Source organism: Mesorhizobium sp. M6A.T.Cr.TU.017.01.1.1 (assembly GCF_004023115.1).
Taxonomy (GTDB): domain Bacteria; phylum Pseudomonadota; class Alphaproteobacteria; order Rhizobiales; family Rhizobiaceae; genus Mesorhizobium; species Mesorhizobium mediterraneum.
Window position 1 is genome coordinate 52,510 of the sequence record NZ_RZTA01000001.1, and the last position, 23,832, is coordinate 76,341.

22 protein-coding genes are annotated in these 23,832 nt (G+C 61.0%); 9 read left to right on the forward strand and 13 right to left on the reverse strand.

The window, feature by feature from the left end:
• Positions 1-65: 65 nt before the first annotated feature.
• The 4 genes from EOB36_RS00275 to EOB36_RS00290 all read right to left on the reverse strand — a co-directional run bounded on the left by EOB36_RS00275 (position 66) and on the right by EOB36_RS00290 (position 7,368).
• Positions 66-1,415 carry an HlyD family type I secretion periplasmic adaptor subunit gene (locus EOB36_RS00275; protein WP_128284016.1) on the reverse strand — a complete coding sequence of 450 codons (1,350 nt, stop codon included), beginning with the start codon at positions 1,413-1,415 and terminating at the stop codon, positions 66-68.
• Positions 1,412-3,193: a type I secretion system permease/ATPase gene (locus tag EOB36_RS00280; protein ID WP_128284065.1), complete on the reverse strand. Its 1,782-nt coding sequence runs from the start codon at positions 3,191-3,193 to the stop codon at positions 1,412-1,414. The genes EOB36_RS00275 and EOB36_RS00280 overlap by 4 nt, the downstream gene beginning before the upstream one ends.
• Before the next feature lie 78 nt (positions 3,194-3,271).
• Positions 3,272-6,385, reverse strand: coding sequence for a DUF5801 repeats-in-toxin domain-containing protein (locus tag EOB36_RS00285; protein ID WP_128284017.1), 3,114 nt, complete (start codon positions 6,383-6,385; stop codon positions 3,272-3,274).
• 335 nt (positions 6,386-6,720) lie between these two features.
• Positions 6,721-7,368, reverse strand: a complete 648-nt coding sequence (locus tag EOB36_RS00290; protein ID WP_128284018.1) for a response regulator transcription factor — start codon at positions 7,366-7,368, stop codon at positions 6,721-6,723.
• Between the two features lie 567 nt (positions 7,369-7,935).
• Here EOB36_RS00290 and EOB36_RS00295 point away from each other — a divergent pair.
• The 3 genes from EOB36_RS00295 (at position 7,936) to EOB36_RS00305 (ending at position 9,596) form a co-directional block, all read left to right on the forward strand.
• Positions 7,936-8,124, forward strand: a complete 189-nt coding sequence (locus EOB36_RS00295; RefSeq protein ID WP_127293151.1) for a hypothetical protein — start codon at positions 7,936-7,938, stop codon at positions 8,122-8,124.
• A 214-nt stretch (positions 8,125-8,338) separates the two neighbouring features.
• Positions 8,339-9,145 (forward strand): class I SAM-dependent methyltransferase, encoded by an 807-nt coding sequence (locus EOB36_RS00300; protein ID WP_128284019.1) that lies wholly within the window; start codon positions 8,339-8,341, stop codon positions 9,143-9,145.
• A gap of 145 nt (positions 9,146-9,290) precedes the next feature.
• On the forward strand, positions 9,291-9,596 hold the full coding sequence (locus EOB36_RS00305; protein WP_023799134.1) for a hypothetical protein: 306 nt from the start codon (positions 9,291-9,293) through the stop codon (positions 9,594-9,596).
• Between the two features lie 131 nt (positions 9,597-9,727).
• Here EOB36_RS00305 and EOB36_RS00310 read toward each other — a convergent pair whose 3' ends face one another.
• Positions 9,728-10,003, reverse strand: coding sequence for a hypothetical protein (locus tag EOB36_RS00310; protein WP_128284020.1), 276 nt, complete (start codon positions 10,001-10,003; stop codon positions 9,728-9,730).
• A 175-nt stretch (positions 10,004-10,178) separates the two neighbouring features.
• Between EOB36_RS00310 and EOB36_RS00315 the strand changes: the two genes are divergently transcribed.
• Positions 10,179-12,326, forward strand: coding sequence for an alpha/beta fold hydrolase (locus tag EOB36_RS00315; RefSeq protein ID WP_128284021.1), 2,148 nt, complete (start codon positions 10,179-10,181; stop codon positions 12,324-12,326).
• A gap of 116 nt (positions 12,327-12,442) precedes the next feature.
• Here the strand turns inward: EOB36_RS00315 and EOB36_RS00320 are convergent, their stop codons facing one another.
• The 4 genes from EOB36_RS00320 to EOB36_RS00335 form a co-directional block, all read right to left on the reverse strand.
• Entirely contained in the window at positions 12,443-13,297 is an 855-nt protein-coding gene (locus tag EOB36_RS00320; protein WP_128284022.1) for an aldo/keto reductase, read from the reverse strand.
• A gap of 160 nt (positions 13,298-13,457) precedes the next feature.
• A complete protein-coding gene (locus EOB36_RS00325) occupies positions 13,458-14,468 on the reverse strand; it encodes a DUF4105 domain-containing protein (RefSeq protein ID WP_128284023.1) in 1,011 nt (336 codons plus the stop codon).
• A gap of 235 nt (positions 14,469-14,703) precedes the next feature.
• Positions 14,704-15,096 (reverse strand): VOC family protein, encoded by a 393-nt coding sequence (locus tag EOB36_RS00330; RefSeq protein ID WP_128284024.1) that lies wholly within the window; start codon positions 15,094-15,096, stop codon positions 14,704-14,706.
• A gap of 87 nt (positions 15,097-15,183) precedes the next feature.
• Positions 15,184-15,753 (reverse strand): histidine phosphatase family protein, encoded by a 570-nt coding sequence (locus tag EOB36_RS00335; RefSeq protein ID WP_128284025.1) that lies wholly within the window; start codon positions 15,751-15,753, stop codon positions 15,184-15,186.
• Positions 15,754-15,881: 128 nt separating this feature from the next.
• Here EOB36_RS00335 and EOB36_RS00340 point away from each other — a divergent pair, with 128 nt between their 5' ends.
• From EOB36_RS00340 to EOB36_RS00360, 5 genes are all read left to right on the forward strand, one after another.
• On the forward strand, positions 15,882-16,517 hold the full coding sequence (locus EOB36_RS00340; protein ID WP_128284026.1) for an ankyrin repeat domain-containing protein: 636 nt from the start codon (positions 15,882-15,884) through the stop codon (positions 16,515-16,517).
• A gap of 150 nt (positions 16,518-16,667) precedes the next feature.
• On the forward strand, positions 16,668-17,057 hold the full coding sequence (locus EOB36_RS00345) for a metalloregulator ArsR/SmtB family transcription factor (RefSeq protein ID WP_128284027.1): 390 nt from the start codon (positions 16,668-16,670) through the stop codon (positions 17,055-17,057).
• Positions 17,058-17,062: 5 nt separating this feature from the next.
• Positions 17,063-17,587 (forward strand): SRPBCC family protein, encoded by a 525-nt coding sequence (locus EOB36_RS00350; RefSeq protein WP_128284066.1) that lies wholly within the window; start codon positions 17,063-17,065, stop codon positions 17,585-17,587.
• A gap of 127 nt (positions 17,588-17,714) precedes the next feature.
• Positions 17,715-18,290 carry a dihydrofolate reductase family protein gene (locus tag EOB36_RS00355; protein WP_126105606.1) on the forward strand — a complete coding sequence of 192 codons (576 nt, stop codon included), beginning with the start codon at positions 17,715-17,717 and terminating at the stop codon, positions 18,288-18,290.
• Between the two features lie 238 nt (positions 18,291-18,528).
• A complete protein-coding gene (locus EOB36_RS00360) occupies positions 18,529-20,085 on the forward strand; it encodes a serine hydrolase (RefSeq protein ID WP_128284028.1) in 1,557 nt (518 codons plus the stop codon).
• A 202-nt stretch (positions 20,086-20,287) separates the two neighbouring features.
• Here EOB36_RS00360 and EOB36_RS00365 read toward each other — a convergent pair whose 3' ends face one another.
• From EOB36_RS00365 to EOB36_RS34815, 4 genes are all read right to left on the reverse strand, one after another.
• Positions 20,288-20,785, reverse strand: coding sequence for a DinB family protein (locus EOB36_RS00365; RefSeq protein WP_128284029.1), 498 nt, complete (start codon positions 20,783-20,785; stop codon positions 20,288-20,290).
• 89 nt (positions 20,786-20,874) lie between these two features.
• The gene (locus tag EOB36_RS00370) at positions 20,875-21,810 is read right to left on the reverse strand and encodes a hypothetical protein (RefSeq protein ID WP_128284030.1); all 936 of its coding nucleotides are present in this window, start codon (positions 21,808-21,810) and stop codon (positions 20,875-20,877) included.
• A gap of 234 nt (positions 21,811-22,044) precedes the next feature.
• Entirely contained in the window at positions 22,045-22,827 is a 783-nt protein-coding gene (locus EOB36_RS00375) for an SDR family oxidoreductase (RefSeq protein WP_127292923.1), read from the reverse strand.
• 475 nt (positions 22,828-23,302) lie between these two features.
• Positions 23,303-23,602 (reverse strand): hypothetical protein, encoded by a 300-nt coding sequence (locus EOB36_RS34815; protein WP_095489341.1) that lies wholly within the window; start codon positions 23,600-23,602, stop codon positions 23,303-23,305.
• Positions 23,603-23,832: the final 230 nt, after the last annotated feature.

Consider the following 23,832-nt stretch of genomic DNA (forward strand, 5'->3'; position numbering starts at 1 on the left):
CAAGGCCACGCACGAGCGCGGGGCCGGTTTTTTTATCTGGTCAGATGAAGAAGACGTTGGGCGGCCTATTTTTCCCGCATGGCTCGGCGGAAGTTCTGCGTGATCGGCTCGGCGAGGTAAGAAAGCACGGTGCGAGCACCTGTCCGGATCAGCGCCTCGCTCGACATGCCCGGCAGCAGTTTACGGCCCTCCAGCTTGGCGAGTTCGCTCTTGTCGATCAACACGGTTGCGGCGAAATACGGTGCGCCGCTGCGCTCCTCCACCATGCGGTCAGCCGACACGATCTCCACGACGCCGTCGAGTGGTGGCAGGTTGTAGCGGGCGAAGGCCGGGAAGCTGACGCGCGCGGGCTGTCCGGGCGCGATCGTCTCGACATCCTCTGGTTTGACCATAGCTTCGACCACGAGTTGTTGTCCGAGCGGCACGACTGTCATCAATGTCTCACCGGATTTCACGACACCGCCCGCCGTGTGGACCTTCAGGTCCATGATGATGCCGTCAACTGGGGCGACGACATTGGTACGGGTAAGCACGTCCTTGGCGGAACGCTCCTCCTGTCTGAGGTCAAACAACTCCGCCTCGACCTTGCTCAACTCCTCGACGGCCTCGTTCAGCCGCACTGTGTTGAGGTTCAAAATTTGCATCTCAATCTCGGCCATGGCGCTTCTGGCACGAGCGATTGCCGCGACGTTGGTAGCGCGCTCACCCTCTACCACCCGCTGTTGTCGTCTGAGCAACAGGTTCCTCTCGCGGGTGGTCAGCCCCTTCTTGAGCAGACTTTCAAGGTCTTTGGTTTCACCCTCGATCGCCTCGATCTGCTTGTCCTCGGTGACGATAAGTTCCTCTAGTCCCGTTATCTCTTCCTCGGTCTGGTGACGGCGCTGGCTGAGAATTTCCCGCTCGTCCTTCAAGTTGTGGTGCTTCGCCGCGAACACGTCACGCTGTGCGGCCACCGCGTCCTTTACGGCGGTGGCGGGGTCTGCGAGCAACGCCGGATCAAACTCGATCTCGGCCTTGCCGTCACGCTCAGTCCTGAGACGCGCGGCCAGCGCCTCACGCGTTGCTATCCGGTTCTGGATCAGGTCAAGCTGCGCCGTCGCCTGTGTGTTGTCGAGTCGGATGAGGACCTTGCCCGCCTTGACGATATCACCGTTGGCGGCGTTCAACTCCGCGATGATGCCGCCCTCGAGGTGCTGGATGAGCTTGCGGTCGCCGGCGACCTTGATAACGCCCGGAGCCACTGCGGCGCTGTCCAACGGTGCCAGCGCCGCCCAACCCCCCGCCACGCCGAAGAACAGGAACATGATCGCGAACCCGGTGCACGTCACGCCCGTGAGACGCAGGGGTACCGGTTCCAGCACGGAGGGTGGCGGGACGGGTAACGGCACGACGTTCAATTCTGGGGAACGGCTCATGCTTCTTTGACCTCTTTAATTTTTTTGACTTCCTTGACCACTTCGAGGGTTGGCAGCTGGGCTGCCTTTGGCATCTGGGCCACCTTGCCGGCGCGGTTGGCGAGTTCGTTGAAGACATAGTCGCGCGGGCCGAAGAGGTCTTGCTGGCCGCGGTTGAGGACCAACACCTTGTCGACCTTCTCCATGATGTTCGGGCGGTGTGCGATCAAGATGATGGTCGTTTTCGTGGCCTTGGCGATACCGATGGCGGCGGCCAGTGCGTCTTCGCCTTCTTTGTCGAGGTTGGAGTTGGGTTCGTCGAGGATAAGGAGCGCCGGGTCGCCGTAGAGTGCCCGCGCCAGCCCGATGCGCTGGCGCTGTCCGCCCGACAACACCGCGCCCGCCTCGCCGATCTCGGTGGCGTAACCCTTCGGCAGCCCCTTGATCAGTTCGTGGACGCCCGCCAGCTGCGCGGCGTTGACCACGTGCTTGAAGACCGCGGGGTTGAGCGTCGCGAAGCGGCAGACGTTTTCGGAGACGGTACCGGCGAAGAGCTCGATGTCTTGCGGCAGGTAGCCGACGTGACGGCCCCGGTCCTCCGCCGCCCATTGGGCGACGTCCATGCCGTCGAGCAACGCGCGGCCTGCGGATGGGCGCCAAGCGCCGGCCAACACTCGCGCCAGACTCGTCTTGCCGGCCGCGCTCGGGCCGATCAACGCCATCACTTCGCCCGGGTTGAGTTGGAAGCTGATTCCTTTCAGAATCGGCTCGCCGCCGCCCTGCCGGGCGAGTGCGATGTTCTCGGCCTCAAACTTACCTTTCGGGCGCGGCAACGGCAAGGCCGGCGTGGCCTCCGGGTGCTGTCCGGCGACTGCGACGAGACGTTTGTAGGCGTCGCGGGCCCCCACCGTCGCCTTCCACGTGCCGATCGCTTGTTCGACCGGGGCCAACGCGCGGCCCATCAGGATGGAGGCGGCGATCATGATGCCGCCGGAAGCCTCGTTCCGCAATACAAGATAAGCGCCGAGGCCGAGGATGGCGATCTGGAGGGCCTGACGGAAGGAGCGCGCGATGGCCGAGATGGTGCCGCCCCGGCTGCTGGCGCGGGAATGTCCCTCGTTCGCCTCGTCCTGGTGGACCTTCCAAATTTCGAGCAGGGGCTTCAACATGCCCATAGACTGCACGACCTCGGCGTTGCGGATCACGGCCTCAGCCTGCGTGTAAGCCCGCGACTGCGCGCTACCGGCCTCCGTCAGCGGCTTGCGTGTGGTGTACTCGTTCAGCAACGCCAGTGCGAACAATACAATCCCGCCACACAACGCCAGCCAGCCCAACCAAGGGTGCATGAGGAAGATAGCGGCGAAGAAGATCGGTGCCCAAGGCGCGTCAAGGATCGGGTAGATACTCGGGCTGGTGAAGAAATTCCGCACCTGGTCGAGGTCACGCAGCGGGCGGGAGGTAACCTGACCGGGCGCGGCGGCCGCGTACTCTACCGATGCGGTCAGGAGAACAGGCGCCAACCGCGCGTTCATCCACGTTCCGACTTTGGCCAGCAGGCGCTGGCGCACGACTTCCAGTGCCGCCATTGTCGCCAGCGCCGTCGCCGCCATCAACGTCAACACCACCAGTGTCTCCGTGCTGTGGCTGCCCAACACGCGGTGGTAGACCTGGAGCATGTACAGCGCCCCGGTCAGCATCAGCATGTTAATACCGGCGCTGAACCAGATAAGCGGCTTGACGGCGCGTCGGGCCTCTTTCATCACCACCTGCAGGGCAGGGGGCTGTTGGTTGGTTTTCATCATTTGGATGACATCTCGTGCAACAGATCGCGGGTGGCAGTACGGGGGCAGCATTGGCTGCCCCCGTTTGGTCAAGTGTCAGGCAACGTCAACAAGTATCTGCTGCGTCAAAGTCTGGTCCGCGTCCGCGTCCGCCACGTTGAAGGCGAAGACGAGGTCGGCGCTGATCGTCCCGCTGGTCTGCTGCACAAACCCGATGTCCACGATCTTCAGGACGTCGTTATCGGTCGTGTCCCATGCCGTCAGACCAGAGGTGGCATTGCTGTTACCGCCCGATCCGATGGCCCCGTTCAGGTTGATGGCGGTACCCTCCAGCCCATTGGCGCTCTGCATGATCTGCACGCCCTGGATCTGGAACGTCTCGGTGCCATCATTGTAGTCGTTGCTCTCCAAGATCAGGAGGGCATCGTTGTTATCGAGCGTGAACTCGGTGTTGTACGGGGAGGGCACATTGGCGTTGCCCTTGATCAGGTCCGAGTTCTGCACGTTGACGGCCCTGGTGATCTCATTGCCGTTGGCGTCCCTGAGATCGAGGATCAGGACCAGGTCCTCACTGCTGCCGATGCCGTCGAACTTGATCACGACCCCACTGGCAGATGTGGTCGGGTCAAGCCTCTCGGTGCCGCCCTCGGGAGCATTCGGGTTAACGTCGCCCAGGATGTTCTCCTGGAAGAACCGCAACGTCAGCACTTCACCCTTCTGGATCGTGTCACCGGCGACCCCGTTTGTCGCCCGGGTTGCAGACACCCAGTCTTCGTGGGCGTTGGTGATCATGTCGTGGGTGGCACCTCCGTTGTTGAACGTGGTGTCACCAACGGTCGCTCCGTCGCCGGTCGAGTTGAACCCGAAGCCGATCTGCTGGGTGGTCGAGTTTGCGGTGAACTGCACGAAGAACGGATCCGGATCGCCGTTCGGCGTCAGCTGCTCCGCGACGATCAGCGGGTGTCCCGTGTTGCCGGTGGGCGCTTTCGCCACCAACTCGCTGGTGTGAAGCACGTCGAAACTGAACCCGTCGATCACGTCGGTCAGGGTGACGGTGTAGGTGTCGGCAGCCTTGTCGAAGACAAGCGTGCCGCCCGCCGTAGCGTCCTGCACACCAGCCGTGATTGGGTCCTTGTCGTAGTGGAACGAGAAGGCAAACGACGCAGATGTATCGGTCTCAGCCGTGCGGGTTGCGACCGCTTGGGTGATATTCGGGTTCTGCGCGTTGTCGACCGTGCCGGTCAGCGCGATCTGGGTGCCCGCCAAAGCACCGTTGGTATCGACAAAGTCGCTAACACCCGCCGCATACTCTGCGGCCGTGTGCTTGTCCGTCATGTCGTACCCGAAGGCTCCGGTAGCCGACGCGTTGAGCGTGTTAGCCAGCGTCTCGGGGGTTCCGGGGGCACCGGTCTGGTCACCGTCGAACGGTGCCGTGATCGTCGGATCGGTGTCGTTGAAGGTCAGCGACAGCCCCGAGCTCGCGCTTTGCGACGACACGACGTCGTCGTCGCCGTCCGTCACCGTCACCGTCGACACCACGTTGATCAGAGTGCCGAGGTCGAGCGAGTTGTCCTCGCCCGCGCCTTGCGGCGCGTTCGAGTGCTCAAGGGCAACCAACGACGTCAGCGTCACCGTCGTGCCAGACAGCGTCACCGTGAACGCCGTCGCATCGAGCGTGTTGTCGCCGTCGCTGTCATACTGGCCCGAGATCTGGCTGGCCGAGTCGGCCACTAGCGTGATCGCATGGTTGCCCGCCGTCGTCAGCAGCCCGGTCGCCGTCCCGCCCGCCAGGGCCAGGGCGTAGGTCACATTGGTTGTGAAGCCGTCGACCGCGCTTGCCGTGAAGGTCGGCGGCGTGATCGTCGCCTGGCTCTGCCCGCCAACCCCGCTCGCCTCGACCACCTCGGCGGCGCCAACCGTCGGCGCGGCCGTGATCGAGAGTGTCGGCCCGTCATCGTCGAAGTTGATGAAGGAGCCGACCTGTTCGTTGTGGGCGTTGGCTACAGCACCAGAAAAGTGCACCTCCTTGACATCGAAATAGTCTTTCTCGGTGTCGATATTCTTGATGGTGAAGCGGTCAAAGGTTCCGCCAGCCCCGCCTGCGGTCGTGAAGTCGACCGTCACGCCCTCGCCGACATCCTGAAGGATCAGTCCAGTGCCGCTGAGATCAACCGTGATGCCCAGGGCCGCGGCTGTTGTTGCGACGCCGTTCAGTTTGAAAGTCACTCCGGTGATATTGATCTCCGTATCGTTGTCATCACCGGGGAGATTAGCGCCTTCCGCGTTGTCGTCATTATTATAGGCGTGGATCTCGATGTCAGCCACGGTGTTGGTCGGCGTCGACTGCGAGACCGAGAAACCCGCGCCGGAGACGTTCTCGATGTGGGCGTCGTAGTCAGGCGCGGTTGGCGTGTTGGTAAAGTCCTTACCCGCGCTCTGGGTGCCGCCGCTGATCAGGTCGATCTGGAGCTCACGGCCAAAGCGCACGTCTTGAGATGCGACACCCAAGCCTTGCGTGCTGATGTTGACTTCAGCTTGCGCGCCATTGTCGTGAGCCGTGACAAGAATCTTCTGCGGGCTCGCTACGTCGGCGTCGAGGATATACCAATTGTTGTGTCCAGGAGGGGCGTCACCAAGCTGGCCGAAATTGACCACGGTGGTCCCCGTGACAGAGGCGAACACCTTGTCAGTCAGATCGATGCGGTCGTCCGGGTTGGTCTCGTCCGGATGGAACAACGGCACATACTGGACCGTGTACAGGTTCGCATTGGTGTTGCTGGTGCTGTTCAGCCCAAGCGAGAAGGCGAGCGGACCGGTTGGGTCGGGCGCGACGGTCCCGTCAGAGGTACCGATGACGCCGATCACGACGTTTGCATGAGTTGGGTCTTGGAACAGCCAGACATAATTGCCATCGACCGTCTGAATGTCGCTGTACACGCCGACGGTGGTGGAAAACGGGGTTCCATTGAGGTTCTGGGAGAGAACGACCGAGGTGATGGTTTCCCCTGCACTCGCCGAGGCGACCACGAAGTCGGTCTGGAAGGCGACCTCCGGTGAGGTCAGCCCGCCCGCATCGTCGAGACCTAGGAGATATTGCAGCGTGGGATCGGTGCTGTGCGGCGAATCCAACGGGTTAACATCATCGTCCTCGACCTGAAGACCGGTGGTCTCGTCGATGATGATGTCTTGAGCTACGATGTCGATTGCCATGGAGATTCTCCTTGGTTAAAACGCTTCAAGAAAAAGGGATCCACCCCCAGACGCCGGAATTGCACCTACCCGAGTGCATCGGTCGCGTCCTGAATTGCAGCCCTCGAACCTATTGTGTCGCCGATGGAGAGGACGCGTCCATTCTCGGTTCGATAGTATTGTGGTGAATAACCGCACCCTGATCGAACGATATACATCCTTCGATTTATCGAGCGCCGACAGGCGCTTGCGGATGACCGCGTTGGTGTAACGGGCGATCGATATGCTGTGGGTTTCCGGCCTGTGGCCGATATCATGTTGACGCAGCGGCCTCGACGCTTGGCCGAAGGTGATGGTCAAAGCCCGCTCTTGTGACCTGTCCCCGGATGATCGGCAGCTTTGTCAAACGTCGCCCAGGCCAATTCAGCCCTGCTGCTGAGGTGGAGCTTTTCGTAGACGTGGTGCAAGTGCATTTTCACCGTGCCCTCGGATACGTGCAGCTGCTCGGCGATGTTCTTGTTGCGGAACCCGCGCACGACGAGGCTGGCGACTTCGGCCTCACGTCCTGTAAGCCTCGGCTCGGGATGATGCTGAGATATCGGCATCAACAGATGCTGGAGGATGTTGTTGTCGACCCATTTTCGACCGGCCGCCACGACATTTACGCATTCGACAAGATAGCTATGGCTGATGCCGTCCAGCAGCAAGCCGTCGGCGTCGAGCTCCTGTATGTCCTTGACGCCGAACCCGCCGTTTGGTTGCAGGATGAAAATTATGCCCAGCGCGCTGTTCATAGTTCTCAGTCGAGAGGAGAGACTGGCCGTCTGCTGACTGGCGATGTCCACGCCTATGACGACAATATCAGGCCGATGGCGCTCCACATGCGGGACAACGTCAATTATGCGATGGCAGTTTCCCACAACGCTGTGGCCAGCCTTCCGCAGAACCCACTCCAGACCGGCGAGATAGACTCCCCGCGGGTCCGCAACAACCAAGGTTGACATGCGAACACCGTCCCCAAAAAAACGCACGACTTACTTAATTATCAATGAATCAAGGAAAGCAGAGCTCCAAGCGATTGTCAAGAAATCACTAATATACCTGTAGCTATAACAGTAACCCAGGCTAGGGCCATGCCGGGCCCGGCTGCCCTAGCCTGGCACGCATGTGTAGCATCGATACCACGGCTGATGCGGCGCGCTTTAGGCCGACCGGGTGCGCGCCCTCGTCGATCTGCTGGTGTCGGGCGAAAGAGAGCGCGCGCGTGGCGGCTGGTTTCCACGTCAGGCATGCTTGCTCCGGTTGGCCCAACCTGGACGAATGGCGGACTTCCAGCCGTCGCGCCATGTCAAGTTCTGCCCAGGCGACATTCAAGCAAAAACCCGCCCCGGTCTCCGGAGCGGGTCTGTTGCCTGAGGCGGAGCTCAACACGTGTCCGCACAGCAAGGTCGCCTTGAGTTGCTGAAGATCTGGTTAACCGGCCAAATTTGATTCAAATCCACCTGTGGATATTTGCCTTCGGGTAAGTCGAGATGGCCATCCTTGTCGAACGGCGGGCAAAAGGAGAATCCATGACTAGCGACTTTGCCGCCGCCCATCTCCATCTTGAACGAGCCTGCCACTATTTGCGCGGCGATGACGAGACGAGCAGCACGGTTCGTGCGGCTCTGGATATTCTGATCGATGCAATTGTTGCAGCCCAGTACAAGCGTCCGCCCGCAGACGTGGTGGAATTTCCCAGAACGGCAACGCGGCGATAGTCGGCGAGCGGCGCAAAGAGTCGCACGGAACCAGCCGACCGATCGCCTGCGTCAGCAGGCGATTTCCCCGGGACCGGAGAGGTCCAGCGTCTGATCCCTCTGATTATGCAATTCGAGCTCAGGTCACACTCCTGCGCCTCTGTTCCTTGGATTGCGGCGGGCGTATTCTTGCAGCCGACCAATGCTCTGAAATCATCTCGGGGAGGAGATTGCGATGACCGAGGCAACGCGTCACGACGCCTGGCAGGCCGGGGATAGCTACGACGTCTATATGGGGCGATGGAGTCGTCAGATCGCTCCATTGTTCCTGGATTGGCTCGATCCGGCAGAAGGGCTGGACTGGCTGGAGGTGGGGTGCGGAACCGGGGCGCTGTCGGCAGCCATCCTGGCGCGCTGTAACCCCAGGAGCCTGGTGTCCATAGACCCATCGGAGGGTTTTCTCGCCAAGGCGCGGGCAAACGTGCCTGACGAACGCGTCGAGTTTCTCGCAGGCGATGCGCAGGCCCTGGCCATGGAATCCGGCAGCAAGGACATGGTCGTGTCGGCGCTTGTTCTCAACTTCATCCCCGACAAGGAAAAGGCGCTCGCGGAGATGGGGCGGGTGGCCCGCCGCGACGCGACGATTGGGTTCTATGTCTGGGATTATCCTGGTGGCGGGGTGGAATTCATGCGGGCCTTCTGGACCGCTGCGGCGGCGCTCGACCCCGGCGCTGTCGACCTTACCGAGGACAGGCGCTTTCCGTTCTGCACACAAGACGGATTGACCGATCTCGCCAGGAAGGCCGGTCTGGTTTCCGTCGACTCCACCCGGCTTGAAATGCCGGCCGTATTCAAGGATTTTGACGACTACTGGCACCCCTTCACCCTGGGTGCGGGACCCGCACCCGGCTATTGCATGAGCCTCGCCCCCTCAGCTCGCCAGAAATTGATGGAGAGGCTCCGCGATAGTTTGCCGCGCGGCGAGGACGGGTCCATTCCCCTGAAAACCAGAGCCTGGGCGGTCAAGGCCAAGGTTCGCTGATGATCGCGAGTCCATGTCGCGACGGACCGGCAGGCTGCCAACTATAGACTGTCCTGCGCAAAGTTCGGGTTGACCGGCCTTGCACGCGAAGCGACTATTCGCCTGGACAGAAGAGGTCGTCATGCCGGCGTCAGGAGGAGATACGATGGACGAGCCCGATCGGTGGCGTCACATGTCGAGCGCGCCAAGGGATGGCAGCCGAATCCTTGTCACGGTTCGGCCGTCCGAGCAGGGACCGGCCGAAGTCGACCTGGCTTACTGGTCTCGAGCCGACCAGTTCGGCAGCGAAGGGTGGCGTGCTTCCGACTCGTCCCCGGGCCGCGTGGTTGAATACGCCGAACCCGAGCTGAAATGCTGGATGCCGCTGCCGACAGCCAATCTGAGCAAGGGTTCATTGCCGAGCCCCTGGGACGAAGAAGATGTCCCGCTGCTGGATGGGTCGGGAATATGAGGCTGCCGGGAACGGGGAAGTTCACACCGTAAGAAAGGGCATTGAGGGTCGAGCAGAAACCGCCGTCATGCTCACCGACGCCAGAACGATTTGCTTATCGATCTGCGCCAACCTCAAGCCAATATCGTCGATCAACTCAAGTGCTTTTTCATACCGATGCGCGGGTTGAGGGGACGCAGTCGCCGGAAAAAATCACGCCCGAGACGCGGGATCAGCGCGCACGCGCGGATCGCGATGGTCCAGAAATCGAACGGGCGGACCGTTGATACCCGGTAGGCCCGCTGCTTCTCGAGATAATGCGTAAGCGCAATATCATAGCGTTGCGGCACAAGCCCGCCGCGTGGCTGCGGATTTTGCCAGGGGTCATCATGCCAGATGGGCCATTCGGTCGAACTCGGGCGTGGCATCAGAGTCCTCTGAGATAAGGGGTTGCTCGTCCGGAGAACTCTCCTCCACGCCCGTGAGAACCGCGTTGGAACTAACGTGAAGGATTCGTGAAAAGCACGCGTCGGGAAAGATCACGGTTGAATTAGGGGCAACTACAGGAAAGGATCGCAAACATATTGTGGCTGTGGGGATCCGATGGCTCACCCTCATCTCCGTCTGCTAGGCGGTTTCGACTTCGCCGGAGGCGCAGGGGCGGCGCCGGTTTTCAGCCGCAAGGCGCGCGCCATGGTGGCTTATCTCGCCCTGCAGTCCGGACACTCGCAGTCGCGCGAGAAGCTCGCCGCGCTTTTGTGGGGCGGCAATAGCGAGGCCCAGGCGCGGATGAACCTTCGGCAGGCCCTATCCGCCATAAAGAAAGCGATGGACGCATCCGACGGCGGCAGGTTCCTGACGGATGGCCATAGCATCACCTTCAATCTCGATAATCTCGATTTCGATGTCGCGCGGTTCCAGGCGCTGGCCGCCAACTCGGCGCCTGAAGATCTCGAACAGGCGCTTCTCGTCTATCGCGGCGACCTGCTCGACGGCTTCGGCCTGAAGGAGGAGCCGTTCGAGGATTGGCTGCGGGTCGAGCGCGAGCGCCTGAGGGCGATGGCCGTCGCGGCACTGGACAAGCTCGTCGCGCATTACTGCACCACGAACGATCCTGCCTCATGCGTGCGCTCGGCAACGCGCCTGCTCGCCATGGAACCGCTGAGGGAGGACGCCCACCGCGCCCTGATGCGAGCCTATGCGGCTCAGGGCCGGCTCAATCTCGCGCTGAAGCAATATGAGAATTGCCGCGGTGCGCTGCAGCGGGAACTGAACCTGCAGCCCGAGCCGGAAACCCGACATCTCTATGAAGACCTGCGGACGCGCCGCATGACACCGCAAGCCGCCTCCCTGATAGCTGCCTCGGCGTCGTCTTCCCAGACACCGCCACCCTCGCCAGCCCGAACCGCCGAGCGGCCGGCGTTCCGGGCCGAGCCGATGCGCCCCGCGACCCATTACGTCAAATCGGCCGGGATCAACATCGCCTATCAGGTGACCGGCGACGGACCGGTCGACCTGATCCATGTGCCTGGGTGGGTCTCCAACCTCGACCTTGCCTGGTCGTCGCCACGATTGGCGCGTGTGTTCCAGCGCCTCGGTAGCTTCTGCCGCCTGATCCGCATGGACAAGCGCGGCACGGGGCTGTCGGATCGCAATGTCGGTTTGCCGACGCTGGAAGAGCGGATGGAAGACGTGCGGTCGGTGCTGGATGCGGTCGGTTCGAAGCGCACGGTTCTGTTCGGCAGCTCCGAGGGCGGCCCGATGTGCATGCTGTTCGCGGCGACCTATCCCGAGCGAACAGCAGCCCTTGTGCTCAACGGAGCCTATGCCAGCGGCAGATGGTCGAAGGATTACCCCTGGGCGAAAACAAGCGAGCAGGTGGAAGAAGATCTGGCCGTCGTCGAGAGAGAGTGGGGAGAGCCGGCGGACATGAGCAATGCGGCGCCCAGCCTGATGAACGACAGTTTCGAGAGAGAATGGTTCGCCGCGTACCTGAGGAATTCAGCTTCTCCCGCCGACGCGATCGCGCTCTGGCGCTGGGGCACCGAAATCGATGTGCGCGACATTCTGCCTGCCATTCATGTTCCGACGCTGATCGCGCAGGCGGCCGGCGACCGCTGGGTAAAGGCGCAAGAAGGACGCTACCTCGCAGAGCGTATCGAAGGCGCCAGATACATCGAGTTTGCCGGCCGGGATCACGTGATCTGGGGCGAGAATTCCGATCGTATCGTCGACGAGATCCAGGCTTTCGTCACTGGCGCCTTGCCGGCAGCGCCGGGCGAAGGGGTTCTGGTGTCGATGCTGTCCCTGGAGATAGCCGGCCCGCGTTCTGGTGTCGGCGCAGATCTGATCGAGCGATACGCCGAAGAGATCCGCGGCGAACTGCTCGCTGCCGAAGGCAGGCAGATCAGGCGCTCCGCAAGCGGATTTTTCGCCATGTTCCAACGGCCGACGCGGTCGATCCAGTGCGCGATCGCGATCCGTCATCGCCTGAGGCATTCCGGTCTCGATGTCCGCGCGGCAGTCCATACCGGCGAATGCCAAGTGCGCGGCGATGCCTTCACTGGCGTTGCGATCGAGCTGTCATCGCGGCTGATCGATCACGCGCGGACGGGCGAGATCATCGCGTCGCGGACGGTGCGCGATCTCGTAGTCGGGTCCGGCCTGATATTCGAAGAGCATGGCGAGCTGGAAGGGAGCGGGCTGCCCGGCAGCCTGCAGCTTTTTTCCGTCAGTAAACCCGGTGTCTGACGTTGGTCGACAAAAATCGCGGCGTGCAAGGTCTCGGCAATCGGGCAGCCGGCCGTTGCGAGGCTGGCTGCCCTTACGTGATCCGCCTTCGCTGATCTGGCCGAGTCCAGCGCTCCTCAGAACAGGAACGCTGCCGTTGTAGGGTTCGGCCCGGTGCGACCGTCTGATGAGTCCATGCCTCGAATGAGCGCAAGGTCTGCCGCGTCCAGCTCGAAATCGAAGACATCGAAGTTGGCGGCGATCCGGTTCTGGTGGATCGACTTTGGAATGACGATCAGCCCTTCCTGAAGGTGCCATCTGATGATCACCTGCGCCACGGACTTGCGATGTTTTCCGGCGAGCTTTTCAAGGGTCTGGTCGCTCAACAGCCGGCCGCTGCCCAGCGGACTCCAGCTTTCGATGCGGATGTTGTGCGTGCTGTGAAAATCTCTGATGCCGCGCTGTTGAAACCGGGGATGAAGCTCGATCTGGTTGACCGAGGGCGTGACCCCAGTCTCGCCGATGATCCGCTCCAGATGGTCCTGGTTAAAATTCGAAACGCCGATCGACTTGATTCGGCCGGATTGCCTGAGTTCGATCAGGGTCTTCCACGCCTCGACATATTTATCCTGGCTGGGCACTGGCCAGTGGATCAGAAACAGGTCGATCTTTTCGATCCCGAGCTTGCTCATCGTCTCGTCGAAAGCCCGAAGGGCGGCGTCACGCTGATGCGCGCCGTTGCGCAGCTTGGAGGTGATGAACAACTCGCCTCTCGGCACGCCAGCCTTGCGGATCGCCTGCCCGACGCCTTCCTCGTTCCGGTAGCCTTCGGCGGTGTCGATCAACCTGTAGCCGGCCTCGATTCCCCAACTCACCACCTGGCTCGTGATGGCTGGATCGACCTGCCACACGCCAAGGCCGATCTGGGGAATGGCTGAGCCATCGTTCAACGTGATCTGTTCAGGTTTACTCAGGGTAATCTGTTCAGGCATGCTCAGGTCCTTCTGCATCCTTTCGCCCCAGCGCAGTGCTTATCTAGGCTCGGTGCCCGCCAAGGCCAGTCGACAGGCGGAGAAAGTAGAAGTGCGCCGTGAAGCCGGGATGAGATCCGATTCGAACCGGCCAGCAACAGTTCGAAACATGCCCTGGAGATCAATAAATTGGACCGGGAGATGGCACGCCAATCCGGATCAATCTCGAAAAGTCCGGCGAAAGGCCTGACTCCCGCGCACGGCCGTCAATGTGGGCCAACTCCCTCAAAACCGACATCGGCAAGCGGCTATCGAGCGCGCCCCGTGCGTACGCATATTCTGGAAGATAGCCATTAACGATCAGGCGCCAGTCAAGAGGGACCACGTCACCGACGGCTCGCATCATCTTGACGATCGTGGTCGTGCAGTTCGTCGTGATAGAATTATAGAACTCCGGCGTCGTGGAAAGTGCATTTGCGTCCAGGACGTATTCCAGCAAGAGCGCCCGGGCCGCGTCCGGTGACACTTTTAGCCGATAGATTTGGACGTCCTCTCCACGAACGTTTGACCTGACGCCGACGACGTCTCGCTCGTCAGCCGCAATAATGACCAGGGGATTGCTCTTGAACAGGTCTGCCATGGGTGAAAACTTGCCGCCTGCACGGCGCCGCACCTCAATCGACCAGGCAAGGTAGTCACCTCCTGCAAAGCCGAAGCTTATGATGACATGGGCGATTTTGGTCCCGGACCAATAAGACATGAAGAGGTCGACCGTCTGAATGTTGGAGAGGTCGTAGGTCCGCGTTGTCCAGCGTTCGGTGAAATCAGTGTCGCTACGCCATTCGAAGTCGCGCACGTCCGTCAGCGTCAACAGATTCCCGTCGCGGGTGCCGGTCACCTGACGGGCGACGTCGGGCGCCCAGTCCGCGTGATCGAAAGGTCTGATGGTGCTCCACCAGACCAGAACCACAGCAAGCGCAGCCACAAACAGGACAAGCGCCCTGATGCGAAATCGGCTGAAGAGCGCAATGACGGTGGCGAGGCCGAACAAGATGAAAAGGACGCCGGCCACAGCCCGTCCAAGCTCGGCCACGGGCAGGCGATACCACATGGCAAGTCCGGCCCAGGCAGTCAGGATTGCGACGGCTAGCGAAAGGATGATGGCAAGCGAGGTCCGAGCGATGCGACGCATTTATTCCCCCCTCTGGCGGGCTGCCCTCCGGCGGCCTGTCACGGAACGTTCGAGGCAACTCCACATGTCAATATTGGCGCACCATTCACTCCGATACCACCTGTCGCCGCGGATTTCGCAGGCATGGAGCGAGCGACAAGGTACCCACGCGAAACGGGCGCGCCTCGGCATCGGCCGTTCGATCAAATGATGACCTAGTTGAGTGCGTCCGCCGCCTGGCTACGTCACCGGGCGATCACGGGTTCCATCCGCCGCTGCCGTATTGACGGGTAATGATCTCGAGAAGGTGACCGTTCGGGTCCTCGAAATAAACACCGCGGCCGCCGTCGTGGTGATTGATCTGGCCCAGCTGCGCCCGGCCAGGGTCAGCCCAGTAGGGGAGCGCCCGTTCACGAATCCTACCGAATATCGCGTCGAATTCGGCTTCGCTGACCAGGAACGCATAATGCTGCGGCGTGATTTCGCCTGAGGTATCCATGTAGTCGAGGTTGGCACCGTTCTCGGTCGTGACCATCTGGAAAGGTCCCCAGCGCCTCGGGGCTGGAAGGCCGAGCATTTCCGCCAGGAATTTTGCCGACGCCACGCTGTCGCGGGCCGACAGTATCGTGTGGTTGAAATCGATAGCCATGCCATCACTCCCTTTGATCTCTCCTCGCGCGTCGTTGTTCCACGACTGAAGCGACGCTGCAGGAGATGGGGTCGAAGGCCATGATGCTCAAGCTGGCGTGGCAACATGCCCGATGACCTGCACGGGGTCAGCTTCATGAATACGGGCGATGATCATTTCGCCGCTATCCGGCACCTCGCCGGTCAAGCCGGTGATGTTGACCTGATGCGTGACAAGAACGGCTGGTCCACCGAAACGCTGCCCGCGGAGCCAGGCCGAAAGGGCAGCGGTGTGCTCCTTTGCGGCCGCACTGTTGCCGAAGAACGAATTGAGCAACTCAAGAGGCACAACTTTGCCCAAACCGAGCAGGCGAGCAGTGTCGAGGCAACGACACCACTGGCTCGAATAGATGGCTGCCGACGAGATACCATTTGCACGGAACAGGTCGCCGATCGCGCGGGACTGCGCACGACCTTCTGCCGACAGATTCCGCTGTGTGCTGCAATCACCGAGCCTGAAGCCAGGGGGATCGCCGGAGCCCGGGGCGGCAGCATGGCGCAACAAGGCGATAGCTTTTCCGGATCGCAGGGCTGCCCAAAGTGGCTCGGAGGCTTGTGCCTTGCCGAAGGCAGCCGCTCCGAGCGACAGGACCAGAAATCGCCGACGTCCAATTCGCATCTTGCTTCTCACCTTATCCGATAGGGCTGTCGAATGAGAAGGCGTTTCGCTGGAAGCCTGTCATTCGATGGATGTCGGCCGAACCGGAACAATGATATTCTGCGGGAGCATTCGGAGAGGCGACTGCATTGACCGAGAACTTGGAAGCCGAAGGGGCGAGAGGTTGGTCGAATCTGCTGCTCGCGGCAGAACGGGGCGATGCGGAGGCCGTTCGAGCGGAGTTGGCGGCCGGCGCCAATATCAACGAGGCGGACGGCGGCGGCTGGTCAGCACTTCATCTCGCAGCCCTCAACGCCCGCACCGCGGCGGTCGAGGCGTTGATCGAACACCCAGCAATCGATGTGAATTCCAGAAACAACTGGAAGAGCACGCCTTTGAGCCTTGCTTCGGCCAAGGGCCACTACGCATCCATTCTAGCTCTCGTGAAACATCCCGAAATAGAGATCAATGCAACAGCCGACTATTACGGCAGGACGGCCCTTATCGAAGCAGCAAAGAACGGGCATCTGGATGTCGTTAAGCTGCTTGTCGAGAATGGCGCCGACGTGAATCTGAGTGATAAGACCGGAAGAAACAACGCGCTTATCGAGGCTATCAAGGGACGGCACTACGACGTCGCGGGATACCTGCTTGATTCTCGGAAAATGAACTTTCTCAACAAGGATATGAGACTGAACGCCCTGATCTGGGCTGGAAGCTGCCATAACCCTCAACTTATCGAAAAGCTGGAAACCTCGATTCATACTTTCTTCGAAGGCAAGTGAAGGTTTCGCTCCGCTTCCGCCGCAGTGACCCTGTCCGTGGTCTTGCGCTAGCCGAGTCCTCGATCGCCGCAGGTCGCCTGTGGAGTCCTCTTCCAAAATCATTCAACCAAATGGTTGACTGTCTGAAAGCGCGCGTCTATATTCAACTACATGGTTGAATTAGAGACACCCCAGATGGACTCGGTCTTTCACGCGCTTGGTGACGCCACCCGCCGGCACATGCTTCGCGATCTCGCCGGCGGCGAGCGAACGGTGAGCCAGTTGGCGCAACCCTTCGCCATGTCGCTTGCCGCCGCCTCTAAGCACATCAAGGCGCTGGAGAATGCAGGGCTTATCCGCCGAGAGGTGAGGGGCCGGACGCATGTCTGCCGTCTCGAACCCGGACCGCTGGCCAGCGCCCATCAGTGGCTGGGCTTCTACGAGCGCTTCTGGACCAGCCGTCTCGACGTTCTCGAACGCCTCCTTCGCGAGGAGGACGCACGCAAAGCCCAGGATGATTCCAAGAAATCGCCCAACTCAAAAGAAGGAGACGACCAGTGAACCAGATGAAAAGCATCGAAGCCTATGGCGAGCTGACCGAGCCCGCCACGTTCACCATTCAACGCCTTTTGCCCGGTCCTATCGCGCGCGTCTGGGCTTATCTCACCGAGAGTGACTTGCGCCGGCAGTGGATGGCTGCGGGCCAGATGGAAATGAAGGCCGGCACGTCGTTCGAACTCGTCTGGCGTAACGACGAGCTGACCGATCCGCCTGGCCAGCGCCCCGCAGGTTTTCCCGAAGAGCATCGGATGGAGGGCCGCATTACGGAACTCGATGCGCCGCGCAAGCTCGCGATCACCTGGGGAAACACCGGCGGAGTTTCCTTCCTGCTGGAGCCGGAGGGCAATGATGTGCTGCTCACCGTCGTTCATCGCCGGTTGGCGGAACGCGCAATCCAGCTCAACGTCACCGCCGGCTGGCACATGCACCTCGACATGCTGGCCGCCCGCCTCGCGGGCAAGACGCCGACCTCGTTTTGGGATGGCTGGAGCCGCCTGCGCGAAGAATACGACCGCCGCCTGCCGACCTGACACGATCGCGTCGGCACCCTGAAGTCACCGCCGAGTCTCCACCGGCATCCGCCCCTGGAAGCTCGCACACCAGCAACGAACCGACGATGAAACGTGCTTGCTTTTTGCAAGCCCGATGGAGGAAGTCATGCGCAAATTGATCACCGGAATGAAGATTTCCCTCGACGGCAAGATGGAGGGACCCGAGGGATACGCGGATTGGGTCGACGCATGGTCGGAGGAATACGGCCTGATGCCGCAAATCGACGCCTGTCTACTCGGGAGCGCCATGTATGCCGGCTATGAGCGCTATTGGACCGCGATACAGAATGAACCGGACAAGCCGCTGCCGATGACCGGCAAATTGCCGATGCCGGCCGAGCTCGAATGGGCCCGCTTTGCCGAACAGACCCCGCATTATGTGCTGTCGAACACGATGACTTCGGCGCTTTGGCCAAAGACGCGCTTCGTGCGGACCTTCGAGGACATCGCTGCCCTCAAGCAGCAGCCCGGCAAGGACATCTATCTCATGGGCGGCGCCCGAATTACCGCGAGCCTCATCGATGCCGGGCTGGTGGATGAACTCCGGCTGATCGTCTATCCGCTGCTCGCCGGCGAAGGAAAGGCGCTGTTTGCGACGACGCAAAATCGTCGTGGGCTCGAATTGCGGAAGGTCGGGCAGCTTTCGGATGGGCGCGTGAGCCTGGTCTATGGAATTGGCTAACTCAGCCGGTCTTCGCAGACTTTCGCAGCGCTGAGGCGCAGGCCGTCTATCAGGAGCGAAACCTGCCGTTGAAACTGAACGACCGCAAAGGCTCGGGGCGAGCTTCGCGCCGGCAAAGGTCCGGTCGTGACACAATCCGGACCATCGCGGAGCTTTGCCACATTGCATCATCCTGAGTGTTGGCCTTTCCTGCGCGGGCCTGTACTATGAACGGTGAATGCAGGGGAGGAGCTGGAGCGTGCGACTGGATCGGACTCTCCGCCGTTGGGGGATGTGGGCCTTCATCGCCGTCATGGTGCTTTCGCCGCATGCGGCGTCGGCCGACACCATTACGCCAGACCGGATCGCGGCAGCCCTGTCGAAGCTCGAGGCGCTTGCCGAAGGCGTCGTCGCGGATGGTGGGGTGCCTGGTCTCGCCATCGGGGTCGTCCACGGCGACAAGGTGGTCTTCCTCAAGGGGTTCGGGCATCGCGAGGCCGGCAAGCCGGAGGCCGTCGACGCCGACACGGTGTTCCAGATCGCCTCCCTCTCCAAGCCGGTCTCCGCAACGATAGTGGCGGCGCTGGTCAGCGGGGAAATCGTTTCCTGGGATGCGAAGATCGCCGATCTCGATCCGGCCTTCCGGCTGTCCGAGCCCTATCCGACCAGTGAGCTCACGGTCCGCGACCTGTTCGCCCACCGCAGCGGACTTCCCGGCACCGCCGGAGACGACCTTGAGGACATTGGCTACGACCGCGCGGAGATCCTGCGCCGTCTGCGGTTCGTCTCGCCATCGTCGAGCTTTCGTGCCGGCTACTCCTACAGCAATTTCGGCCTGACCGAGGGTGCCGTCGCTGCCGCGAAGCCGACGGGCAAGCCTTGGGAGGAGATCGCCGAGGAGAAGCTCTACCGTCCGCTTGGAATGGCCTCGACCAGCTCCCGTCATGCGGACTTCATCAAGCACGCCAATCGCGCCGCGCTCCACGTCAAGATCGACGGCGTCTGGGCCGCGAAGGTAAAGCGCGACCCAGATGCGCAGGCGCCCGCAGGCGGCGTCAGCTCCACGGCACGCGATCTCTCCCAATGGGTGCGCCTCGTGCTCGGCAATGGGGTCTATGCCGGTGAGACCCTCATTAAAGCCGACGCGCTGGACCAGACGCATGTTCCCCTGATGGCGCGCGGCAAGAACCCCGTCTCAGGCGGCATGTCCTTCTACGGCCTCGGCTGGAATGTCGAATTCGGCCGGCATGGCCTGAGCTGGGGTCATGCCGGCGCCTTCAGCGTTGGCGCACGCACCCTGGTGACGCTCTTCCCGGAGGAGAAGCTTGGCATCGTCATCGTCGCCAACGCCTTTTCGACAGGCGTGCCGGAAGGGCTGTCCGACAGCTTCGCCGATCTCGCCTTTGACGGAACGGTCGAGAAGGATTGGGTCAAGGCATGGGATGACACCTATGCGAGCCTGTTCGGCCCGGCGGTCGCGAGGGCCAAGGCCACCTATGCCGCGCCACCGTCTCCGGAAAGGCCAGCCGGACCGGCCAGCGCCTATGCAGGCCGTTACTCCAACGACTTCATCGGCGATGCGGTCGTATCCAGTGCGGGAGACGCTCTTGTGCTCAAGGTCGGGCCAGCCGGCGCGCGGTCCTATTCATTGAAGCATTTCGACGGCGACCTCTTCCTGAGCTTCCCGGACGCCGAGACGCCGGACAGGCCCGCCGGCGTAGGCTTTGTCGTCGGCCCCGACGGCAAGGCGTCGGCCATGACCATAGAGTTCCTCGACGACAATCATCTCGGCACACTGCGGCGCGTGGGAGATTAGGGTCAAAACCCGATCAATCTGAACGACCGAGTTCGATCCCATCTCGACCGTTCATGTCAGGAAGTGACGGCTCTGAAAGCTGACCTTGCAGGTGGCCGTCGTCATGGATCATATCTGTCGCAGAAGTCGGGTGCAGAACTGTCGTTTTAATCGGGAGTTTCGCGACAAAGCACTCGCCCGCAATCAGCCCATAGCGGACAAGCTATGCCAGCATCGAAAGGTCAGTTGGCTCTGGTTCTGCACCCGCTGCTGTTAACATCGCGTGGACCTGACCCCGGTGGTGAGTCTGATGGTTGAAGAGTTCAACAACACAGAGAGCCTTTGGCTTCTCGATCCGCGTTGAACCTCCCCCAGGATACCAAACAACCATCCCGTTGAGGTCCGCGTCGAGCAATCGTGCTGCCCACTCTTCGATTTCCTCGTTCCGTTGCAAACGGAGCGTCTTGAAGTCATCCCAATCCGATGGGCTTGTGAGGGAGTGCTTGATGGTTTCCTCTGGGCGCTCGTTCCCCTTTATTCGCTGTAGAATCAGGGCATCAGCCCAATAAAGATGGTTCAACGTAGCTGCGATTGATTGGAAGAACGCACCTCGAGCCTTCCAGCGATCCACATTCGTGAGCCCATCAGCGGCAGTTACCAAAGAGGTATTCTGCCAAGTGTTGTAACGGGCCATAAGTCGGCAGTATTCGGCTGAGATCATTTTCTCGGGCTCCAATAGTTATCGATGTTCGTTGGATTGGCGGCAGCCAGCTGATCGAGTTTTGACCAACTCAAGACGCTGGTCTCAACTCAGGGTGCCGGGCTGAACTGGAGCAATTTGAAGCAATCGCCGCTTCCCGATTTCAACTGCGTCAGGAAGGGTTTCGACCGGTCGATCCACTCCTGGTGCGACTTGGCATCGGCTTCGATCTCGTTGACCGGTCCAAGGTTGACGAAGTTCCGCCCCTCGCTGAAAAGCCAGCACGCACGGCCGAGAAGTCTCCTGCTGCGCTGGCGCAAGAGGTCGGCATCATAAAAGATGTCGAGCACCTCCTGCTTGATCCTTCGCTGCTTTTCAGGATTTGCAATCGCAACCTCGATCGGTTCTCCGCCGATCGCATCCTGCAGGTCCTTGTAGTCGAGGGCGAGCTGCGTGGTCGCATATTTGATCTCGCTCTCATCTCGGACGATGTTGAACCACAGCGCGGGATCGAGTTCGTTGACGACGAACGATGCTTCGAAATCGCGCGACAAATTCAGGATCTCGAACGCTTGAACCTCAACGTCGCGTTCAACCAAAAGGATACTGGCGACCTGCTTGCCGAGTTCCGCCCCGTGTGCGCTGATCGCGGTGTTCATTCCACCGAGTTCCGGGCTGACGTAGGGCCCGCCATCGTCCAGCAGCGCATCGAATTCGCCGAGGTATTCGACCACGGCGGCGCCGCGAGCAATGCGCGCGGCCAGTTTGGCGAGAACCAGCTGGAGTTCCGTTTCGCGTTTGCGCTGGTCCTGATAATTCTGCTGAAAAAAGAAGATGAACAAGGAAACGCCAATGCCGATCAGGATCACGCCGAGCTGGGAAAAGATGTTGCGATAATATTCCAGCAGCTTTTCACGATGGCGCATGTCGTGGCGCACGCTTTGTGCCACACGAATATTGACGATCAGCGAAAGGATCAGGAGCCCGGCACCGACCAGGATGAGGCCGCCGATGAGGAAATAGCCTTGGCCTGAGTTGAAATCCATCCCTTTGCCGCGTCCCTGAAGCCCCAGACCGCGCAGACTAATACCATTCGGCCTCAACACCTACATGTTCATAGGGGCGTCAACATCCGGAAAATGACCCCAAAACGACCTTCAGCTCCGTTGCGCTCAACGTCAGCAATCGGTGAAAGGGGAGCGTTGCACGACAAATAAACGGCAGATCAGGCAACCACGGACAAGATGGAAGGTCAGCCCGCAATCGCGCTGAGGGCGTCCTCAATATGCCCGAGTGAAGCCGCCATCGTGTAGAATGTTCAAACCTGTCATGTGATCAGTGAGGGGCGACAATAGGCCCTCGACGACGACGGCAACTTCAGACGGCGTCCCATACTTTTTGAGTGGGATATTGTCGGTCTCGACCGCAATCCTTTGTTCAAAGGTCACGCCGGCATCTAGCGCACGCCTGCCAATCGCATCCCGATACCAGGGCGACAGCGTGCCGCCGAGTGAAAGAGTGTTCACATGAATACCTCTTTCGCCCAGCGCAAAGGCAAGCGTCTTCGCTTCTCCAAGCCAAGCGGTGCGGATGACGTTGGCGGTTGCATAGTGGCTAAGAACCTGAGCCGAAGAAATGCCGGAAATGATCACGACCTTGCAGCGACGGCCTGCTTCGGGGGCCGGTTCCATCCGAGCGATAGCCGACTTCAACAGGGACAACGGCCCAATGAAGCTTGTCTGAAACAGTGTTCGCCAGACCTCTGGCTCGGGCATAGGGTCAGCGGACGAATGCGGTTGGGGCGGCATAAGAACCACCCCATCAAGCTTCAGGGCGGAGGTGGCGAGGTGTCGATCGAACTCGACCAATGCGGCATCGGATGCCATATCAACCGGTATGGCCTCATGCGAACCGTCGGCTGGTGCAGGCAGGCTCGAAACCAGCGACTCAAGTCGCACCTGATTACGGGCCGCTAGCATCAGCCGAGTGCCACTGGCCGCAAGGCGCTCGCAGATTGCTTGCCCGATCCCACCTGTTGCCCCAGTCACAAGTATGGTCGACATCACACCACCCCGCCAGTTTCGAGCACTATACCTTTGCAGTCTGGGAAAGCCATTGGCACTGCCGCAGGAAGGTCTTGCGAGTGACGCGGCGGATCGCGACACCCGCGACGCTGACTGCCAACGTCGGGCAATGGCGCTCGGCGCTCTTTCCGATTGACCTATTAATCGGCGCGGGAAGTCAGCTGGAAGGCGGATCTCAGTCTCTTAGACCGAAACGCCAAGAGGCATCGAATAAGGGCAGCAGCCGCATTCAGGCGAGCTTGAGGATGTCATCTCGGCGCGGCAAGCGCGCGGCTCTCATGCACGACTGTCAGCCGGTCATCGATCATCTTCGCACGATCAACGATCAGCACCGTTTAGGCCTCATGGACCTGCGGTCCATGCCGCAGTCATTTTCTTCCTGCTCTCCCGCTATCGGGATCATGCCCGGTGCATGCACCGGGCGTTGCTGCGATTTACCCGTCAGGACCTGTGTTTACCTGCCCTCGGCCGTTGCGTCGGCGCTGCCACGCTGGGCGTTAGCGCCGTCGCTCTGTTGCTCGGCCCACCCACCCGGACCGGTCGGAAAGCTCGGCTCTCCTTCCGCCTCTAGGCTCTCGTGAAACTCAGTGGCAGGTCTTCCTGGGTATTCGCGGCCGCTCGACAGGTGCCCTTGATGACCGGGATGGAGCGATGCGTCATCGTTGCGGGCATGGTCCGGCGGTTCGGCATAGGCTGCCGTGGCAAACAGCGATCCGGCGCCGACGAAGAGTGCAAATGCGAGAACGTGCTTCATTGTGCTGTCCTCCAGTATTTGGACTCCAGATGCAGATAGAGCCTATCCAGGCTGTGTGAAGGGCAGCTTGGAATGAGATTGACTAAGGGGGCAGCACCTGCACATCCCCGGGCGTGCAAGTATGGCTTGCCCGATTTCGGCAATATCGACGATCCAAGCCTTGAGCCGATGATGTCTTCGGCGAACCGCACCGGCCGTCCGCGCAAGGCGACAGGCTGGCGTTTCGATTA

Coding starts and splice junctions, on each gene's coding strand:
- EOB36_RS00275 (WP_128284016.1), bottom strand. CDS start 1,415: ATGAGCCGTTCCCCAGAATTGAACGTCGTGCCGTTACCCGTCCCGCCA.
- EOB36_RS00280 (WP_128284065.1), bottom strand. CDS start 3,193: ATGAAAACCAACCAACAGCCCCCTGCCCTGCAGGTGGTGATGAAAGAG.
- EOB36_RS00285 (WP_128284017.1), bottom strand. CDS start 6,385: ATGGCAATCGACATCGTAGCTCAAGACATCATCATCGACGAGACCACC.
- EOB36_RS00290 (WP_128284018.1), bottom strand. CDS start 7,368: ATGTCAACCTTGGTTGTTGCGGACCCGCGGGGAGTCTATCTCGCCGGT.
- EOB36_RS00295 (WP_127293151.1), top strand. CDS start 7,936: ATGACTAGCGACTTTGCCGCCGCCCATCTCCATCTTGAACGAGCCTGC.
- EOB36_RS00300 (WP_128284019.1), top strand. CDS start 8,339: ATGACCGAGGCAACGCGTCACGACGCCTGGCAGGCCGGGGATAGCTAC.
- EOB36_RS00305 (WP_023799134.1), top strand. CDS start 9,291: ATGGACGAGCCCGATCGGTGGCGTCACATGTCGAGCGCGCCAAGGGAT.
- EOB36_RS00310 (WP_128284020.1), bottom strand. CDS start 10,003: ATGCCACGCCCGAGTTCGACCGAATGGCCCATCTGGCATGATGACCCC.
- EOB36_RS00315 (WP_128284021.1), top strand. CDS start 10,179: ATGGCTCACCCTCATCTCCGTCTGCTAGGCGGTTTCGACTTCGCCGGA.
- EOB36_RS00320 (WP_128284022.1), bottom strand. CDS start 13,297: ATGCCTGAACAGATTACCCTGAGTAAACCTGAACAGATCACGTTGAAC.
- EOB36_RS00325 (WP_128284023.1), bottom strand. CDS start 14,468: ATGCGTCGCATCGCTCGGACCTCGCTTGCCATCATCCTTTCGCTAGCC.
- EOB36_RS00330 (WP_128284024.1), bottom strand. CDS start 15,096: ATGGCTATCGATTTCAACCACACGATACTGTCGGCCCGCGACAGCGTG.
- EOB36_RS00335 (WP_128284025.1), bottom strand. CDS start 15,753: ATGCGAATTGGACGTCGGCGATTTCTGGTCCTGTCGCTCGGAGCGGCT.
- EOB36_RS00345 (WP_128284027.1), top strand. CDS start 16,668: ATGGTTGAATTAGAGACACCCCAGATGGACTCGGTCTTTCACGCGCTT.
- EOB36_RS00350 (WP_128284066.1), top strand. CDS start 17,063: ATGAAAAGCATCGAAGCCTATGGCGAGCTGACCGAGCCCGCCACGTTC.
- EOB36_RS00355 (WP_126105606.1), top strand. CDS start 17,715: ATGCGCAAATTGATCACCGGAATGAAGATTTCCCTCGACGGCAAGATG.
- EOB36_RS00365 (WP_128284029.1), bottom strand. CDS start 20,785: ATGATCTCAGCCGAATACTGCCGACTTATGGCCCGTTACAACACTTGG.
- EOB36_RS00370 (WP_128284030.1), bottom strand. CDS start 21,810: ATGGATTTCAACTCAGGCCAAGGCTATTTCCTCATCGGCGGCCTCATC.
- EOB36_RS00375 (WP_127292923.1), bottom strand. CDS start 22,827: ATGTCGACCATACTTGTGACTGGGGCAACAGGTGGGATCGGGCAAGCA.
- EOB36_RS34815 (WP_095489341.1), bottom strand. CDS start 23,602: ATGAAGCACGTTCTCGCATTTGCACTCTTCGTCGGCGCCGGATCGCTG.